11 protein-coding genes are annotated in these 18,200 nt (G+C 42.5%); 8 read left to right on the plus strand and 3 right to left on the minus strand.

Features of this window, described 5'->3' with window-relative positions; all coding sequences use genetic code 11:
• Positions 1–88 precede the first annotated feature (88 nt).
• Positions 89–1,348 carry an RNA-guided endonuclease InsQ/TnpB family protein gene (locus ACPZ3T_RS28855; protein WP_490272846.1) on the plus strand — a complete coding sequence of 420 codons (1,260 nt, stop codon included), beginning with the start codon at positions 89–91 and terminating at the stop codon, positions 1,346–1,348.
• 125 nt (positions 1,349–1,473) lie between these two features.
• Here ACPZ3T_RS28855 and ribBA read toward each other — a convergent pair whose 3' ends face one another.
• On the minus strand, positions 1,474–3,129 hold the full coding sequence (gene ribBA / locus ACPZ3T_RS28860) for a bifunctional 3,4-dihydroxy-2-butanone-4-phosphate synthase/GTP cyclohydrolase II (protein ID WP_490272847.1): 1,656 nt from the start codon (positions 3,127–3,129) through the stop codon (positions 1,474–1,476).
• A gap of 480 nt (positions 3,130–3,609) precedes the next feature.
• Between ribBA and argC the strand changes: the two genes are divergently transcribed.
• Positions 3,610–4,668, plus strand: coding sequence for an N-acetyl-gamma-glutamyl-phosphate reductase (argC, locus tag ACPZ3T_RS28865; RefSeq protein WP_490272848.1), 1,059 nt, complete (start codon positions 3,610–3,612; stop codon positions 4,666–4,668).
• A gap of 186 nt (positions 4,669–4,854) precedes the next feature.
• Here argC and eno read toward each other — a convergent pair whose 3' ends face one another.
• Positions 4,855–6,144, minus strand: coding sequence for a phosphopyruvate hydratase (gene eno, locus ACPZ3T_RS28870; RefSeq protein ID WP_490272849.1), 1,290 nt, complete (start codon positions 6,142–6,144; stop codon positions 4,855–4,857).
• A gap of 303 nt (positions 6,145–6,447) precedes the next feature.
• Between eno and gloA the strand changes: the two genes are divergently transcribed.
• Complete coding sequence (gloA, locus tag ACPZ3T_RS28875) at positions 6,448–6,882, plus strand: lactoylglutathione lyase (protein ID WP_490272851.1); 435 nt, start codon at positions 6,448–6,450, stop codon at positions 6,880–6,882.
• Here the strand turns inward: gloA and ACPZ3T_RS28880 are convergent.
• A complete protein-coding gene (locus tag ACPZ3T_RS28880) occupies positions 6,876–7,001 on the minus strand; it encodes a hypothetical protein (RefSeq protein WP_490272852.1) in 126 nt (41 codons plus the stop codon). The two genes, gloA and ACPZ3T_RS28880, sit on opposite strands and share 7 nt — an antisense overlap.
• A 64-nt stretch (positions 7,002–7,065) precedes the next feature.
• Between ACPZ3T_RS28880 and clpB the strand changes: the two genes are divergently transcribed.
• The 5 genes from clpB (at position 7,066) to hpsB (ending at position 18,193) form a co-directional block, all read left to right on the plus strand.
• The gene (clpB, locus tag ACPZ3T_RS28885) at positions 7,066–9,735 is read left to right on the plus strand and encodes an ATP-dependent chaperone ClpB (RefSeq protein WP_490272854.1); all 2,670 of its coding nucleotides are present in this window, start codon (positions 7,066–7,068) and stop codon (positions 9,733–9,735) included.
• 202 nt (positions 9,736–9,937) lie between these two features.
• Positions 9,938–11,905: a molecular chaperone HtpG gene (gene htpG, locus ACPZ3T_RS28890; protein WP_490272856.1), complete on the plus strand. Its 1,968-nt coding sequence runs from the start codon at positions 9,938–9,940 to the stop codon at positions 11,903–11,905.
• Between the two features lie 181 nt (positions 11,906–12,086).
• The gene (rpmB, locus tag ACPZ3T_RS28895; RefSeq protein WP_490272858.1) at positions 12,087–12,323 is read left to right on the plus strand and encodes a 50S ribosomal protein L28; all 237 of its coding nucleotides are present in this window, start codon (positions 12,087–12,089) and stop codon (positions 12,321–12,323) included.
• 599 nt (positions 12,324–12,922) lie between these two features.
• Entirely contained in the window at positions 12,923–17,431 is a 4,509-nt protein-coding gene (gene hpsA / locus ACPZ3T_RS28900; protein WP_490272860.1) for a hormogonium polysaccharide biosynthesis protein HpsA, read from the plus strand.
• A 30-nt stretch (positions 17,432–17,461) separates the two neighbouring features.
• The gene (hpsB, locus tag ACPZ3T_RS28905) at positions 17,462–18,193 is read left to right on the plus strand and encodes a hormogonium polysaccharide secretion pseudopilin HpsB (protein ID WP_490272862.1); all 732 of its coding nucleotides are present in this window, start codon (positions 17,462–17,464) and stop codon (positions 18,191–18,193) included.
• Positions 18,194–18,200: the final 7 nt, after the last annotated feature.

Raw genomic sequence — 18,200 nt, forward strand, 5'->3', positions numbered from 1 at the left:
TGACCGAAATTAATGGGATACAAGCCCCGTCCTTCTAGGACGGCTTTGTTTGTGTTAGAATAAATGCCGTAGAAGTTTTCCACGTCAAATGATAGTTTTAGAGTTTAAGGCTAAAGGGAAAACAACTCAATATGCAGCTATAAATGAAGCAATAAAGACCGCTCAATTTGTCCGCAACAAGTGTATCCGTTTTTGGATGGATAACCGAGGTGTAGGGCAAAAAGAGCTATATCGCTACAACACTGCATTAAGGGCTGAATACTCCTTTGTAAAAGACTTAAACTCTCATGCAACTCAGGTAGCAGTAGAAAGAGCATATAGCTCTATAGCTAGGTTCTACGACAATTGTAAGAAGCGCAAAGGGGGAGATGTGGTTTCCTCCGATCCAAACTTTGTAAGAGAACAAATCCCTGGTCAAAAAGGATATCCCAAGTTTAAGAAAAATAACCGTTCGGTGGAATATAAAACCTCTGGGTGGAAACTATCACAAACGAGAAAACAGATAACCTTCACCGACAAAAAGGGAATTGGCAAACTTAATCTCAAAGGAACGTGGGATTTAAACTTCTACCCATTAGAACAGATAAAACGAGTTAGGTTAGTACGTCGTGCTGATGGTTACTATGTTCAGTTTTTAGTCAGTGTAGACAATAAAGTAGAAACACAACCAACAGGTAAAACCATTGGCTTAGATGTTGGCTTGAAGGAGTTTTACACAGACAGTAATGGACACAGTGAACCTAACCCAAGATTTTATCGCACAGGAGAAAAACGTCTCAAGTTTCGACAAAGACGTGTTCAAAGCAAAAAGAAAGGCTCTATCAACCGCAAGAAAGCCATTAATAAATTAGGGCGAGTACACCTCAAAATAAGTAGGCAACGTGAAGAACACGCTAAGAGAATAGCGCGTTGCGTCATCCAATCTCACGATTTGGTAGCCTATGAAAACTTGAGGATTAAGAATTTAGTGAAAAATCACTGTCTTGCCAAATCTATTAATGATGCTGGTTGGTATCAATTCAGAAAATGGTTAGAGTATTTCGGGGTGAAGTTTGGCAGGATAACTGTAGCAGTCAATCCTGCCTATACATCCCAAGAATGCTCTAACTGTGGAGCAGTAGTCAAAAAATCTCTATCCACAAGAACTCATGTTTGTGAATGTGGATTTGTGCTGGATAGAGATTGGAATGCTGCTATTAATATTCTGAAATTAGCCTTGAGTACGGTAGGGCATACCGGAACTTGGGTCATAGACCCGAACGCTTTAGGAGATTCGACCTCTACTCATGCTGGAGAAATCTTGTATGAGCAAGTTGGGTCTATGAATAAAGAATCTTCGCCCTTATAGGGCGGAGAGTGTCAAATAGCTTTTCACCTAGTAAAGTGTTGAAGATAGCGGTTATTTATTATGTTAATTAAAAGGCAAATCAGTAAAAAGAAAAGAGTTTTTACCTTTTGCCTTTTACCGTTTGATTACTCGCCAATTGTCTTAGTAAAACTATAAATTTTTTGTGTCTCCAAGCGATCGCCCATTGTAGACGGTAATTCTCCATTTGGTATTGTCTGCCGATCTAGCTGGACTTGCAAGTTAGTCAGAGGATCGCTGCCAGCAGAAATCAGAAATTCTAGTTTCTGGATGTAAGGTATGGCGGCTAAGTTATCTAGAATTTGCAAAATGGCTTGCAGGTAGGGATGACCAGCTTGTTGATACCAATCACTGGCGGCTACTGTTGGTTGGTCAAAACCTAAGTGTACAGTCAATGACGGCTCATCAAATAATGCGATCGCTAATGGACGGGCTTCTTCCTGCAACAATAGATCATAACCTCTGGCTAAGTGTCGCAGTTTCTCTAGGCGTTCATAGCGTTTTGTGACTAACTGGGGATCATCTTGCCAGTGAATTGCTACTGTCACCAAGTAGGTTTGTAACAGCATATGACCCAGCTTTTTCGCTTTAGTCGCCAAGTAATAAGAATTGTAATCGTTGCTTTCAATTAACAATGGCACACGATCAACTACTTCCAAGCCGTAACCTTTCACGCCAGCAATCTTCCGGGGATTATTGGTAATCAGGCGAATCTTTTTCACCCCCAAATCCATGAGAATTTGCGCCCCCATTCCATAGTCACGCAAATCGGCAGGGAATCCCAAACGCTCGTTTGCTTCGACTGTATCTAATCCCATATCCTGTAGGGAATAGGCTTTGAGCTTATTAATCAAGCCAATTCCGCGTCCTTCTTGACGCAGGTAAACCACTACACCTTGACCAGCTGTTTCAATCATGTTCAGTGCGGCTTGTAACTGCATCCGACAATCACAGCGCAAAGAACCCAACGCATCACCTGTGAGACATTCCGAGTGCATCCGCACCATCACCGGCTCATCTTGAAAGTTAGTGGGGTCGCCTTTGACAATGGCAACGTGTTCTGTGTTATCTAGGGTGTGACGATAGGCGTAAATGTCAAACTGACCGAATTGACTAGGTAGCTTAGTTACTACTTCTCGGTAGACTAAGCGATCGTGTTTCAGGCGATAACTAATTAAGTCAGCAATGCTAATAATTTTCAGATTATGGTGTTTGGCGTAGTCTATCAACTGCTGTAAACGCGCCATTGAACCATCGGGATTTTGAATTTCACAAATCACCCCAGCCGGGTATAGTCCTGCTAATCGTGCTAAATCCACAGATGCTTCCGTGTGTCCGGCGCGTTTGAGGACACCACCAGCCCTAGCCCGTAGGGGGAAAATATGCCCAGGACGACGTAAATCTGAAGGTTTGGTGGCGGGGTTAAGACTCACCTGGATAGTACGGGCGCGGTCTTCGGCGGAAATTCCCGTAGATACACCTAAATGGGGACTGGCATCAATACTAACTGTAAAAGCTGTTTGGTTAGGATCTGTAATGTTTGTCACCATCAATGGTAAATCAAGTTCATCGAGGCGATCGCCTGTCATTGCCAAACAGATCAAACCTCTGGCTTCTACTGCCATAAAATTGATCATGTCAGGCGTAGCAAATTGCGCCGCACAAATCAAATCGCCTTCATTTTCTCGATTTTCGTCATCTACCACGACAATGGCACGACCAGCCTTGAGGTCTGTCAAGGCAGCATCAATAGAATCAAACATAAAAAGTGAGTAGGGAGTAGCGAGTGGATGCAGTTGTTAGACTTTGCCTAGAAAACCATCGTTTTAGGGTGTAGGAGTTGATCTTGCTTCCTGTCAGGTTATGGTAGGAAAGAAATTAAGGGTGAGGGTTGAGATTAAGTTGTACACGTCATTAATGAGTAATCGTAAATTTTTTTTAATAATTTCTTATTGTAGATTGTAGCTCCTTTGTGCAGCAGAGATATAAACTAGCAATGTTTCGTTGACATAGTAGTGGGGGTGTAGGGGTTTAGGGGTTTAGGGGTGTAGGGGTTTAGGGGTTTAGGGGTGTAGGGGTTTAGGGGTTTAGGGGTTTAGGGGTTTAGGGGTGTAACTATTTAATTTTCAATGTTGAATTGCTTATGTGCTTGTGTTCTGTGGTATTTTGTCAGATTCGCCTCTGGTAGCTAGTAGTTCATAGATAACAACAGATCAACCAAAAGCGAATGAGGATTTGAGATCATGGGTAATTTTAGACGCGTACCCGTTGGGATTGTTGGCGCGTCAGGCTATGGTGGAGTGCAACTAGTACGGTTACTAATGGAGCATCCAGAAGTCGAACTAGTTTATTTAGGTGATGAAAACAGTATAGGTAAGCCTTTTACATCTGTTTACCCACATCTGATGAATATGGTGAAATTGCCTATTGAGGCAATAGATCCAGAAGTCATTGCCCGACGCTGTGAAGTTATATTTCTTTCTATGCCTAATGGTCTAGCTTGCCAATTTACACCAGCATTAATTGAAACAGGGTGTAAGGTACTAGATTTAAGTGCAGATTATCGATTTAGGAATTTGGCAACCTATACCAGTTGGTATGGTAATGAGCGCAGTGACCAGACTACAGCAGCTAATGCAGTGTATGGATTACCAGAACTTTACCGCGATCGCATTGCCGATGCTCAGTTAGTTGCTTGTCCCGGTGCTTATCCTACAGCCAGTCTTTTAGCACTTTTACCATTATTCAAACAAGGCTTAATCGTTCCTGAAACAGCCATTATTGATGCTAAATCCGGTGCATCCAGTGGTGGTAGGCAAGCTAAAACCCCCTTATTGTTAGCAGAGGCCGATAATTCCCTAACTGCTTATAGCGTAGCCCGTCACCGCCATACCCCAGAAATTGAGCAAATTTGTAGCGAACTCGCAGGGCATGAAGTCACAGTCCAGTTTACTCCCCACCTTGTGCCAATGGTGCGAGGCATCTTAGCAACCGCATACGCCACACTCCGCGATCCCGGCCTTGTTAGTGACGATCTGACAACAATTTATACAGCATTTTACCGTAATTCACCCTGGGTAAAAATTTGTGAAACCGGGATTTATCCGCAAACTAAATGGGCAAGTGGTAGCAACGTTTGTTACATAGGTGTAGAAGTTGACCCGCGAACTGGCCGAGTGATTGTGATGTCAGTCATCGACAACTTAATCAAAGGCCAGGCGGGTCAAGCCATTCAGTGTCTCAACATTATGATGGGTTGGGATGAGACATTGGGTTTGCCCAAATTAGGGTTTTATCCGTGATGGGGCATAACAATTCAAAATTCAAAATTAAAAATTCAAAATTAAAGAGCATGGGGCATTGAGCATGGGGCATGGGGCATGGGGCATGGGGCATTGGGCATTGGGCATTGGGATAAATATATTTCTCCCTTGTCTCCCTTGTCCCCCTGCTCCCTGCCCCCTGCTCCCTGCTCCCCTGCCCAGTCGCTACTTCGGCCCTAAACCTACAGCCCCAGCATACACGGCGCGATCGCCTAATTCATCTTCAATGCGGAGTAAGCGATTATATTTCGCTACCCGTTCACTGCGACATAGAGAACCGGTTTTGATTTGACCTGCACGGGTGGCAACGGCTAAATCAGCAATTGTTGTGTCTTCGGTTTCACCAGAACGATGGCTAATTACTGAGCGGAAACTGTTGCGAGTCGCCAAGTCTATTGTTTCCAAAGTCTCAGTCAGAGAACCGATTTGATTGAGTTTAATCAAAATCGCATTCCCGGCTTTGTCTTGGATGCCTTTTTGTAAGCGAGTAGCATTAGTTACAAACAAGTCATCCCCTACTAACTGCACCTTTGAACCAATTTTCTGGGTGAGTAATTGCCAATTCTGCCAATCTTCTTCGTGTAAACCATCCTCAATAGAGACAATGGGGTATTGGTCAACCAACTGCCCTAAATAATCAATAAACTCAGTGGGAGCATGAGGTTTACCATCATAGACATACTGCCCATCTTTGTAAAACTCACTAGCGGCTACGTCCAAAGCCAAAGCCACTTGTTCACCTGGCTTATAACCAGCTTTTTCAATTGCAGCCACCAACAATTCCAAAGCGATTTGATTTGATTCTAGGTTAGGTGCAAAACCACCCTCATCACCAACGCCAGTCAGCAAACCCTTATCATGCAAAACTTCGCTCAGGGTAGCAAACACTTCAGCACCCCAGCGCAAAGCTTCCCGGAATGATGATGCACCAATGGGGACAATCATAAACTCTTGAAAGTCCACATTATTAGCAGCGTGCGCCCCACCATTAATCACATTCATCAAAGGTACAGGTAGCAAATTCGCCAAAGGGCCACCCAAATAACGATACAGGGGAATACCTAAAGACTCAGCCCCAGCTTTAGCAGTAGCGAGAGACACCGCTAAAATGGCATTTGCCCCCAAATTAGACTTATTCGCCGAACCATCCAGCGCAATCATTGTACGATCTATCAGTTCTTGGTCGAGAGCATCTAAATCTAATAATTTGGGCGCAAATACTTCATTGACGTTTTGTACTGCCTTCAGAACCCCTTTACCACCGTAACGGCTCTTGTCTTTATCTCTGAGTTCATGGGCTTCAAAAGTACCTGTAGAAGCACCACTAGGAACTTGTGCCAGTCCCACAGCACCACTCAACAAATGCACTTCAGCCTCAACAGTTGGTCTACCGCGCGAGTCCAGAATTTCACGGGCTACAATTGCCTCAATGGCAGTATCTAAAATATTACTCATTAGTTTTGCTCCTTCTTACCGTTGATTGCACACAGTCTATTAGCTCAACCCCATCGCTAGCATATGCTGTCATACGAACTATAGGCTGAGATTAAATGAAGATTTCCATAACTTGGCTAAATCGATGTCGAATAGACGGACTTTGGATTTTGAATTATTTATTAGTCAATAGTCAAGTCGCTTTGCTCCAATTCAAAATTCAAAATTCAAAATTAAATACCCCTGCCCCCTGCTCCCCTGCCCCATGCCCCAATCACTCTGTACAATGTTGGCAGGTAAACACACTCACACCAAAAGGTTTATATGCGCTTACTACATACAATGCTACGGGTGGGAAACCTGGAAGAGTCTTTGAAATTTTACTGTGATGTCTTAGGGATGAAGTTACTACGCCAAAAAGATTATCCCAGTGGCGAATTTACCCTAGCTTTTATAGGTTACGGCGACGAAAGCGATAACACAGTTATAGAACTAACCTACAATTGGGGTGTAGACAAGTATGAATTAGGCAACGCTTACGGTCATATTGCTCTTGGTGTAGATGATATCTATGGAACTTGTGCGGAAATTAAAAATCGTGGCGGTAAAGTAGTCAGAGAACCAGGCCCTATGAAGCACGGTTCTACGGTGATTGCTTTTGTGGAAGATCCAGACGGATACAAAATAGAACTAATTCAACTAGGAACTCAAGGTGCAGCCCAAAAACAAGAATCCTCAGAACAACTAGTAACTCAGTAATTTTGGGCATTGGGCATTGGGGTAAAAATTTCTCCCTTGTCTCCCTTGTCTCCCCCTGCTCCCTGCCCCCTGCCCCCTCCTCCCTGCCCAGTCCCCAGTCCCCAGTCCCCAGTCCCCATCAAATTAACCAATTCTTACAGAAAAACTACAAACGCTGAAAGTTTCACATTCAAAATTGTAAAGATGCAGCCTACAGATCCTAATAAATTTACTGATAAAGTCTGGGAAGCAATTGTTAAATCTCAGGATATAGTCCGTGCATATCAACAACAGCAACTAGATGTTGAACATTTAATTCTCGCGTTATTAGAAGATCCCACAAGTTTAGCAATGCGGATTTTAGCTCGTGCAGAAATCGACCCCATCCGCTTACAGCAGCAATTAGAGGCTTTTACCCAACGTCAACCGAAGGTAGGTAAAAGTGATCAGCTTTACCTCGGTCGCAGTTTAGATACGATGTTTGACCGTGCTGAAGAAATTCGGGCGCGGATGAAAGATGGCTACATTTCTGTAGAACATATTTTGTTAGCCCTCACCGATGATGAGCGTGTGGGTAGGCGGGTGCTTAAAGGTTTTAATGTAGACAGTAGCAAAATAGAAACTAGTATTAAAGCTGTGCGCGGTAGCCAAAAGGTGACAGACCAAAATCCAGAATCCCGCTATGAAGCTTTGCAAAAATTCGGTCGGGATTTAACAGAACAGGCTAAATCTGGGAAATTAGACCCGGTAATTGGGCGGGATGATGAAATTCGTCGCGTGATTCAGGTGTTGTCTCGCCGGAGTAAGAATAACCCCGTGTTAATTGGTGAACCGGGTGTAGGAAAAACTGCGATCGCGGAAGCTCTAGCACAGCGCATAATTAATGGTGATGTCCCGGAATCTCTGAAAAATCGTCAACTCATCTCGTTAGATATCGGTAGTTTGATTGCGGGTGCAAAATACCGAGGTGAGTTTGAAGACCGCCTCAAAGCTGTTCTCAGAGAAGTTACGGAATCAAACGGTCAAATTGTTTTATTCATTGATGAACTGCATACCGTTGTCGGTACAGGCTCAAATCAACAAGGGGCAATGGATGCGGGTAATTTACTTAAACCCATGCTGGCGCGGGGTGAATTGCGGTGTATTGGGGCGACTACCCTAGATGAATACCGCAAGTTCATTGAGAAAGATGCAGCCCTAGAACGCCGGTTTCAGCAGGTATTTGTAGACCAGCCCAGTGTAGAAAATACCATATCAATTTTGCGGGGTCTAAAGGAACGCTACGAAGTTCACCACAATGTAAAAATCTCGGACTCAGCTTTAGTGGCGGCGGCGACTTTATCAGCACGTTACATTTCTGACCGCTTCCTACCAGATAAAGCCATCGACTTAGTAGATGAAGCCGCAGCCCAGTTAAAAATGGAGATTACCTCCAAACCAGCAGAATTAGAAACCATTGACCGCCGCTTGATGCAGCTAGAAATGGAGAAGCTGTCCTTAGCAGGGGAAGAGAAAGTCCCAGCGCAAACGCGAGAACGTTTGGAGCGAATTGAGCAGGAAATTGACAATTTAAAGCTCAAACAGCAGGAATTTAACGAGCAATGGCAAGGTGAAAAGCAGTTATTAGAAGCTATCAGTGCTTTAAAGAAAGAAGAAGAAGCCTTACGCGTGCAAATTGATCAGGCGGAACGCGCCTATGATTTGAATAAAGCGGCTCAGTTAAAGTATGGCAAATTAGAGGGAGTACAGCGCGATCGTGAGTCTAAAGAAACGAAGTTGTTAGAATTACAAAGCCAAGGCTCTACCCTGCTACGCGAACAAGTTACTGAGTCTGACATTGCGGAAATCGTCGCTAAGTGGACAGGTATCCCCGTAAATCGCCTCCTAGAGTCAGAACGCCAAAAATTACTGCAATTAGAAAGCCATTTACATCAACGTGTCATCGGTCAACAGGAAGCAGTAGAAGCCGTTTCCGCCGCCATTCGTCGCGCCCGTGCAGGGATGAAAGACCCCAACCGCCCCATCGGTTCATTTTTATTCATGGGGCCGACTGGGGTAGGTAAAACCGAACTCGCCCGCGCCTTAGCCCAGTTTCTCTTTGACTCTGATGATGCTTTGGTACGCTTAGATATGTCTGAGTACATGGAAAAACACTCAGTCTCAAGGTTAGTGGGTGCGCCTCCAGGTTATGTAGGCTACGAAGAAGGCGGTCAATTATCGGAAGCTATTCGCCGTCATCCTTATTCTGTAGTGCTTTTAGATGAAGTAGAGAAAGCCCATCCCGATGTGTTTAATATTTTATTACAGGTGTTAGATGATGGGAGAATTACTGATTCCCAGGGCAGAACTGTAGATTTCCGCAACACAGTAATTGTCATGACCAGTAACATCGGTAGTGAACATATATTAGACGTATCTGGCGATGATTCCCAGTATGAGACAATGCGAAATCGGGTAATGGATGCTTTGCGATCGCACTTCCGCCCCGAATTTCTCAACCGTGTTGATGATACAATTCTCTTCCACACCCTTAGCCGTTCTGAAATGCAGCATATCATCCGCATTCAACTTAAGCGCGTGGAAAATCTGCTGCGAGAACAAAAAATTTCCTTTGAAATCTCCCAAGCTGCTTGTGAGTTCTTAGTAGAGCGGGGTTATGATCCAGTTTACGGCGCACGTCCCCTGAAAAGATCCATTCAGCGAGAAATTGAAAACCCCATTGCTACCAAGTTATTAGAAAATACCTTTATTGCTGGTGACACCATTTACATTGATAAGGGTGAAAATAGTTTAACATTCAGTAACAAAGCACCTGTGAAAGTGTCAAAAGTTTCTAATAGCCTTCAGTTGATAGAGTCATCATCTGAAACTTGAATAATCCAGGTAGGGAAATCCGCATCTCGGTTTGGGGGCAAACAATCCTGTAGAGTGGGAGCGATCGCCTAAACTATGCCTTTAAAATCCTAATTGGTATAATTCCCTCTCGTATTCTCCAGTTTGACCCCTGAATACAGAGGGTTGGTATTTATTTACCGAAAACATAAATTCAGATACTTAAAATCGAAAATTGCCAATCATGCTAGAACAAGGAACTATCAGTATTCATACTGAGAATATTTTCCCTATCATCAAGAAATCTCTGTACTCAGATCATCAGATTTTCTTACGGGAACTGGTATCTAACGCTGTAGACGCAATTCAAAAGCTAAACATGGTATCCCGTGCTGGCGAATATGGGGGAGTTGTGGACGAGCCGGAAATTCAAATCACCATTGATAAAGACAAAAAAACCGTCTCCATTAGCGATAATGGTATCGGTATGACCGCCGAGGAAGTCAAGAAATATATCAACCAGGTAGCTTTCTCTAGTGCGGAAGAATTTATTCACAAATATCAAGGTAAAGCAGACCAACCAATTATCGGTCATTTTGGTTTAGGCTTTTACTCCTCCTTCATGGTGGCGCAGAAAGTAGAAATTGATACCCTTTCTTATAAAGAAGGCGCGCAAGCGGTTCACTGGACTTGTGATGGTTCACCACAATTCACCCTCGATGAGTCAACCCGCACAACTCGTGGTACTACTATTACTCTGACTCTATTACCTGACGAAGAAGAATATCTAGAAGCAGCACGAATTAAGAATCTTGTCAAGACTTACTGCGACTTCATGCCAGTTCCCATCAAATTGGATGGTGAAGTATTAAATCAACAAAAAGCACCTTGGCGGGAGTCTCCCAGTAATCTGACAAAAGAAGATTACCTAGAATTTTACCGTTATTTATATCCTTTCCAAGAAGAACCCTTACTGTGGGTACATTTAAATACTGACTATCCCTTCATTATCAACGGGATTTTGTACTTCCCCAAAATGCGTCCTGATGTTGATGTCGCTAAAGGACAGATCAAATTATTCTGTAACCAAGTTTTTGTCAGCGATAACTGCGAAGAAATTATTCCCCAATTTCTCGTACCCATGCGGGGTGTAATTGATAGCAGCGATATTCCATTAAATGTATCTCGTAGTGCCTTACAAGGCGATCGCACTGTCCGCAAAATCGGCGATTATATAGCTAAGAAAGTCGGCGACAGACTCAAGGAACTTTACCGCGAAGACCGGGAACAATACATCAGTGCATGGAAAGACTTAGGTACTTTCGTCAAGTTTGGCGTTCTCAACGACGAGAAATTTAAAAAACAAGTCGAAGACATTATTATTTTCCGCAGCACAGCCAAATTTGAAACATCAACTGCTGCAACTCCCGCAGTGGAAGTACAGACAGAAGAAGGCGACGTTTGGCAAGATGTCAAACCAGCTACCTCTGGTAGTCCTTACACTACCTTGAAAGAATATTTAGAACGCAACAAAGAACGCCACGAAAACCGCGTATTCTACAGCACCGATGAAGCAACCCAAGCAACATATATAGAACTGCACAAAAACCAAGGCTTAGAAGTCCTATTTATGGACTCCTTCATCGACACCCACTTTATCAACTTCCTAGAACGGGAATACAACGATGTCAAATTCACAAGGGTAGACTCAGATTTAGATAACACCCTACTAGATAAAGACAAATCAGGCGAAATCGTTGACCCCACCACCAATAAAACCAAGAGTGAAGTTATCAAAGAACTATTTGAAAAAGCACTCAACAAACCCAAAGTCAACATCCGCACCGAAGCTTTAAAATCTGATGATCCCCAAGGGACACCACCAGCAATGGTGTTATTACCAGAAATTCTCCGCCGCCTGCGGGAAATGAACGCCATGATGCAGCAACAGAACGCAGAGTTTCCCGAAGATCACATCTTACTAGTAAACACTTCCCATCCCCTGATTCAAAACCTAACTAATCTCAATCAAGGTAGTATCATTCAAGGTGATGGACAGTCCACAACCAATCCCTTAGTGAACCTCATCTGTCAACACGTTTATGATTTAGCACTCATGTCTCAAAAAGGATTTGACGCTGACGGCATGAAATCCTTTGTTGAAAGATCAAATGAAGTGCTGACTAAACTAACCGAACAAGCCAGCAAATAAAAGTTAGTAGTAAGGACTTTAGTCCTTAACATTCACAGGACTAAAGTCATTACTACAAACAAAGTAGTCTATTTTTTTGCAAGAATACAAAATATTCCAGCAACTTGAACCCCAATATTCGCCCCAGAGCTTCTAAAATAGAAAGGTTGTACTGAAATTCTCAATTTGGAGATACATCACTATGTCCCGTCGTTGTGAACTGACTGGTAAAAAGGCAAATAACGCCTTTGCGATTTCTCACTCTCACCGCCGCACCAAACGCCTTCAGCACGCTAATCTACAAAGCAAGCGTGTTTGGTGGCCAGGTGGAAACCGTTGGGTAAAACTCAAGCTATCTACTAAAGCCATCAAAACCCTAGAGAAGAAGGGAATAGAAGCAATGGCAAAAGAAGCTGGTCTTAACCTCAATCATTATTAATACCAGTTTGACCAAAGTTGTGAGGAACACTAAACCTCACAAACTCCTAATTTTATTAATAACTTGGTAGTTAAATACTTGAAAAAGCACTATTGCCAATAAAACTGGTATTAACTGCCAACATTAATCCTGGTCATTTACTTAGAAAAAGCACAATCACTTTGCAACCTCTCCATTATGGGGAGGTTTTCAATTTTAAAGGTACTTTATATAAGTTGGTATCGAAGTGATATGTTTTCTTGAGCAGATGGGTAATATAAGTTCAATCTATTCACAATATCTTTACAAACTCATCAGCTTATGAGACAAACTTCTGCCCAGTTGATTTAAATTTATGGTGTTGTTCTACTGAAATTGCTACCTAATCTACAAATTCAATAAAATCAGTATTTTCCGAATCAAGTAGTTAAATTATTCAATGATATAACTTGAACACATCATATTTTATGTTGCTACTAAGTTTAGTGTTGCTCACACAGAGTGACTATTTATAGAAGTTTTTCTGTTTATCATGCCCCAGTAATTAGTTAACAGGCATGATTAACCAATAGCAAAAGCATTGATCAATTCTTTGTAAAACACTTCACAGGAAAGTAGCTATGTCGCCAAAACGCCAGCTATTCAAAACAAAAAAACAGTATTTTAAAATAATAAAACGTCTGATAAAGCAGTATTTATTTGCTATTAAAAAGCGAATAATTTGGATATTACGGACTTTATTTCTGACTAAGAAACGGCGAAGTTCTACAAATGCTGGTTTTGTTTTGCCGACAGTAGCAATGGTAGCCATAGTAGTAGTGTTACTTACCACAGCCATTTTATTTCGGTCTTTTGAGCGAGCTAAAAATGCAAGTAATGTTCGTGTTAATGAAGTTGCTCTTAATGCTGCGACTCCTGCACTTGACCGCGCCAGGGCGAAAATAAACAAACTATTTCAAGACCCCAGACTACCACGCGCTACGCCAACAGATGACGCGCTGTATAGTACATTGACAACAAACATTGATGAGTATACTTTGGGCGATGAAACCCAATTAAAGCTAACTCAGGGTTCTAACGAACTTAAAACAGCATGGATGTATCCGATAGATACCGATAACAACGGTAAATTTGATAGTTATACCCTTTATGGAATTTACTTTAAAAATCCACCAGTTAGTGACGGAAAATATACTCGTGCCAGAAACCCTCTAGAGGCGAGAACTCCGCCGATGACTATTGGGACTGTCAGTAGCAGTTGTGGAGATGGTCAAGATACAAGTGCAGCCTTGGTAGGTAACACAGGCTGGTTTAGAAATGGTACTAAGTTAAAAAAAGCCTTTTTTGCTTACACTGCCAGTGTTCCTATTACTACAGAACCCACAGACACAGTTAATTATGAGAAGAAGAAAAGTAGTCAAGGCTTCTCGGCTTTAGAGCTTCAACAAGACCGAGTACAACTGCCTTTAGTTAATAACGCTGTTGTTTATGAAGATGACTTGGGAATAGCTCCTGGTCCTGCATTCAGACTGAATGGACGTATTTTTACTAATAGTAACCTGCTGGCTGGTTTACCTACAGGTGGTAATGGCATCAGACTATATCAGGTTAGTGGAAACGCATCCTGTTTTTACGATCCAGAAAACGCCAAGATAGTTGTTGGAGGCAATATTGGATCTGGAATAATTACAGAAGACAGTGATACCAATGGAGTATCAATTGACCTATATAAAGGCAAAACACCTGCTGCTGCCAATACTGCGCTGAGAAATTCATCAGTTAATAATAAATCAGTTTCTCATTCCCCAAGACAAATCGCTTACAATAGCCTAGCTTACACCCAACGTGTTAACCGTTTAGTTACTGCCCAAACAGCTAACGCTGAAAGCACTGACCCATCAGAAGTTACTCAAGGGATGCAAGATGTATTAACCAAGCAAGGTAGAAGCTTAACCGACTTAACGACTGCTGAAAGAGCTAGTTTACGCTTCAAGCAACTAGAGCTTTATTTTAGAAGACGTACCCGCAGAGTTCCTTATGCTGAAGTGGCTTTTGATGGTGATGCTTTAGGAGCTTACAAAGTTGGTGGTGCTAAGGAAAGTGAAGTATTACAAGGTGCTGATAATACTTTACGTCCCCCCGATCCTTGGATTTATCCTGTCGATCCTGCCGATGGCTTGACTGCAACTGGTTATACTGGGTTGAGTTTAAATGCAAATGGGACTGACAAACTCAGACCTTCTGCAACTGAGCCGAGTAAACTTTCAAGACAATTACAAGGTGTAGAAGGATACTTTGGCGATCGCGCTGTCGTTGGTAACAACCTACCTCAACTTTGGTGGGATCAAACTAAAGGAGCATTTGTAGGGCCAAATGCCGATGATACCCAAACTATCAGTAACTATAAATGGGATGATGGCGATGGCGATCGCACTCGTCGTAGTCGTGTAGAAACACTGAAAGATTTAGGTAGTACAGACAGGGATGGAGATTGGGAATTAGCAGCAGCCCAAGTACCAAATAGTCCAGAAGAACCCGTAGGTGGCTTGCGAGTAGTAACTGGTGCGGGAATTTATTTGCCTGATACTGTCACTGCTGCAAATTTGTCGTCAACTGCCTTTACTGGACTTAACAAGCAAATTTGGCCTGATCTTTCACCAGTTAAAACCAGTTCAGTACCTAGCCCAATCAAACCGTATAAAGATTATGGATTAGACGTTACTTATGAAGTAGGTCAACCAACAAATCAACCATATCTGCGGATGCGGGCGACAGCCGTCTATCACTACAAATCTGCTAGTTACAGTCAGACTAGTCCCACACCTATTGCTTGTGTTAGCAGCTATTATGACCCTACTAATAGCACTACTGCTCAAAATCCCCCATCAACTCCATCAACTTTTAATAATGGTGCTGGTGGTCTATCCAACAATGGCATAGTTTACGATTTTCCTACAACTAAGACTGAAAGCTCTTACAGCAGCGTCCTGAGTTATTTAGCAGATTTAACCTATCCCAATGGACGTTCAATTGATGATGGATTACTGAGAAGAGCTTTAAACAAAACAGATGCGACTAAACGCACTCTCTCAGAAAAATCTGCTGTGGATGCAGCAATTTGTGGTTTAGCAATTTTTGATGCTACTTTGAATACTCCTACAGATACAGTCATTGATCATGGCTCTATTTATGAAGTTGCCTTTCTAGACCCCAGACAAATTCAAGCAACTGATATTACGACTGGGAGTAGAGATTATGACCGATGGAGAAGAAACAGAAAACCTTTAGAAATTCGTGCCACTGTCTTAGATATTGATAAGCTGCGTAGAAAAACAATTGGTGCTACCACACCAGCACAGGAATATTTATTACCCAATAGCGGTATTATCTACGCTACTCGTGATGATGCACTACTAGATTTAAGTGCGGCAGCAGATCCAAATTCTCCCACTGAAAGTGAAAGGCTAGAAAGTGCTGTAGATTACAAACTTGATCCTAATCGTCGTCCTAATGCCATTATGCTCATTAACGGCCAAAAAATTGCCCGTAATGACAGCAACACCTATCGAGACGCAGAAAAGGGACTGATTTTAGCTAGTAATTTGCCTGCCTATATTAAGGGTGACTTTAATCTTCACACTCAACAGGAATTTAACACAGCACTGGCTGATGATTGGGACAATTTCTACAGCCGCACTAGCTTAAATACTAACTTTGCTTGTCGTCCAGGCGATCCTAGATTACCGCAGTGTACAACTGGCGATCAATGGCGTTCTGCTGCGGTATTAGCAGATTCTCTGACTGTAATTTCTAATAACTTTAGATTTGGCTTCCGCAACGAAGCAGACTATGATTGGCAGCTTATCCAAAGTACAGTTCCTACTAGTCCGATTAACTATGCAACTACCGGTATTTTCTCCACAGAAAACTCCTTCGCACCAATTGCTGATTGGTTTAATCGTGATGCTGACGGTAATGGTAATTTTCCCGCCTTTCCCAAAGATTTAGATACAACAACAACAGGATTCCAAGGAAGTTCCTATCTCAACAACTTTGTCACACCAATTGTGCGAAAAATCCGGGCTAAACAGCTATTACTGGAAGTTTGTTACGCTAGTACTTGCAATGATCCTAGAAACTGGACAATTAAAAATGCCTGCCCAACAACAGCTATAGGACAGAGTACATGGCGAGACAAAGATAGCAATGGTGTAGCAGATATTATTGGTAAACCAGCAACATCAATTAAAACAGGAGTCATTGGTGGTTCACCAATAGACTGTAATACTACTGATATTAACCCAAATAAACCGTCTAGAATCGCCTTTGTACGTAATCTGGATACTGGTGCAATAACAACTCCACTAAAAGTTTATGGTGTTGCTAGTGATGGCAAAATAGCAGAGTTTGACTGGCCTTTAACAGGGACAACACTACCAAAAGATGGGGTAGATACAAGCGGACAGCCATATTTCATACCTTGGCTTGAAGGAACTGCCTCTGGTAACAACGTTCGTTATGATTTTGTGTTCCAACACAACAAACCATTTGGTACTCCTGAAGTTCCAGATAGCGATATCGTCAAAGCTGGAAAGCATGGTAATTGGTTACAAGAAGCCACAGCAACGACTGTCAACGTAATTGCCGCAGTTGGAGACACCCCAGCCGCAGTTTCTAAAACAACTAGCCCAACTCGTCGGGCGGAAGATAATGGCGGTTTACATAACTTTGTACGCTTGATTGAAAATTGGAATACTGCTGCTACCGAAACGGCACTTAAAATCAACGGGGCTTTTTATCAAGTCAAACGTAGCACTTATGCTACTGCACCATTTATGCCTGTATTCTCAGGTAACGTTTATCAAATAGATAACTATGGCGCGGGCGTTAGGGGTACAGTTCCATACTACCTCGCTCCTCTAAGGCAATGGGGTTATGATGTGGCGTTACTATCTCAATCGCCTGACTTATTAGCCCAGAAATTAGTCACAATACCCGATGATTTGCCTGATGAGTTCTTTCGAGAAATTGGTAGAGACGATCCTTGGGTGAAAATTTTGTTATGTGCCAAGAAAGCGGCTGACAATACAAATGCTATAGATGCAGATCAACGTGGTTCTTGTTCGTAAGAATCAAATATTAAAAGTTGGTGATGGGCAATGATGAAACTTATAAAACAGCAACGAAAAACCTCTTGTGGTGATTCCGGTTTTACTATCATTGAGTCTTTGGTAGCACTGATTGTAGTGGCAATTTTATTAACAGCGATCGCACCCGTACTCGTGCTATCAACAGCTACCCGTGTTCAGGCAAGACGGGTAGAACTAGCAACACAAGCCGCTAGAACTTTCATTGATGGTGTGAGAACGGGAGCGATTACCGCACCAAGTCAAACCATTGAAGTTGCTGCTTCAACTGCAACTAATGCTAGAAGAATTGCCAACGTTACAGTTCCAACGACTGTAACAGGCAGACCAGGGGATTATTTAGTAAAAAGCACTACTGATGATAATGTAACTAAAATGGCACTCCCTACATCTGCAAGTGGCTTGTACTGCTTTACAAGATCCGGCAATATTACCACTACCGATTGTACCGAAAAGCCATTTGAGTATTACATTCAGGCTGCTCGACTGGCTGTTACAGGAAGTTCACCTAATGATGGCTATCGCTTGGCAATTCGAGTTTATAGGGCAGATGTTGATTTTACGAAAACTCGAACTGCTAGTACAGGTGAAACTAATAAGAAAACACAAAACCCCTTTGCTAGTGGTTTAGGCAATCGGCAAGCACCTCTGCTAGAAATGACAACTGACATAGCTAGTACTAGCACTTCTTTTAGTGCTTTATGTCAGCGTCTTGGTGTGGCAACAAATAAAGGTTGTAATTGATAAGCAA

It is taken from the genome of Aliinostoc maniaoense, from assembly GCF_058172895.1.

Bases quoted from the DNA above. Each gene is read 5' to 3' on its own strand.
- ACPZ3T_RS28855 (WP_490272846.1), top strand. From the start codon at position 89: ATGATAGTTTTAGAGTTTAAGGCTAAAGGGAAAACAACTCAATATGCA.
- ribBA (WP_490272847.1), bottom strand. From the start codon at position 3,129: ATGTTTGATTCTATTGATGCTGCCTTGACAGACCTCAAGGCTGGTCGT.
- argC (WP_490272848.1), top strand. From the start codon at position 3,610: ATGGGTAATTTTAGACGCGTACCCGTTGGGATTGTTGGCGCGTCAGGC.
- eno (WP_490272849.1), bottom strand. From the start codon at position 6,144: ATGAGTAATATTTTAGATACTGCCATTGAGGCAATTGTAGCCCGTGAA.
- gloA (WP_490272851.1), top strand. From the start codon at position 6,448: ATGCGCTTACTACATACAATGCTACGGGTGGGAAACCTGGAAGAGTCT.
- ACPZ3T_RS28880 (WP_490272852.1), bottom strand. From the start codon at position 7,001: ATGGGGACTGGGGACTGGGGACTGGGGACTGGGCAGGGAGGAGGGGGC.
- clpB (WP_490272854.1), top strand. From the start codon at position 7,066: ATGCAGCCTACAGATCCTAATAAATTTACTGATAAAGTCTGGGAAGCA.
- htpG (WP_490272856.1), top strand. From the start codon at position 9,938: ATGCTAGAACAAGGAACTATCAGTATTCATACTGAGAATATTTTCCCT.
- rpmB (WP_490272858.1), top strand. From the start codon at position 12,087: ATGTCCCGTCGTTGTGAACTGACTGGTAAAAAGGCAAATAACGCCTTT.
- hpsA (WP_490272860.1), top strand. From the start codon at position 12,923: ATGTCGCCAAAACGCCAGCTATTCAAAACAAAAAAACAGTATTTTAAA.
- hpsB (WP_490272862.1), top strand. From the start codon at position 17,462: ATGATGAAACTTATAAAACAGCAACGAAAAACCTCTTGTGGTGATTCC.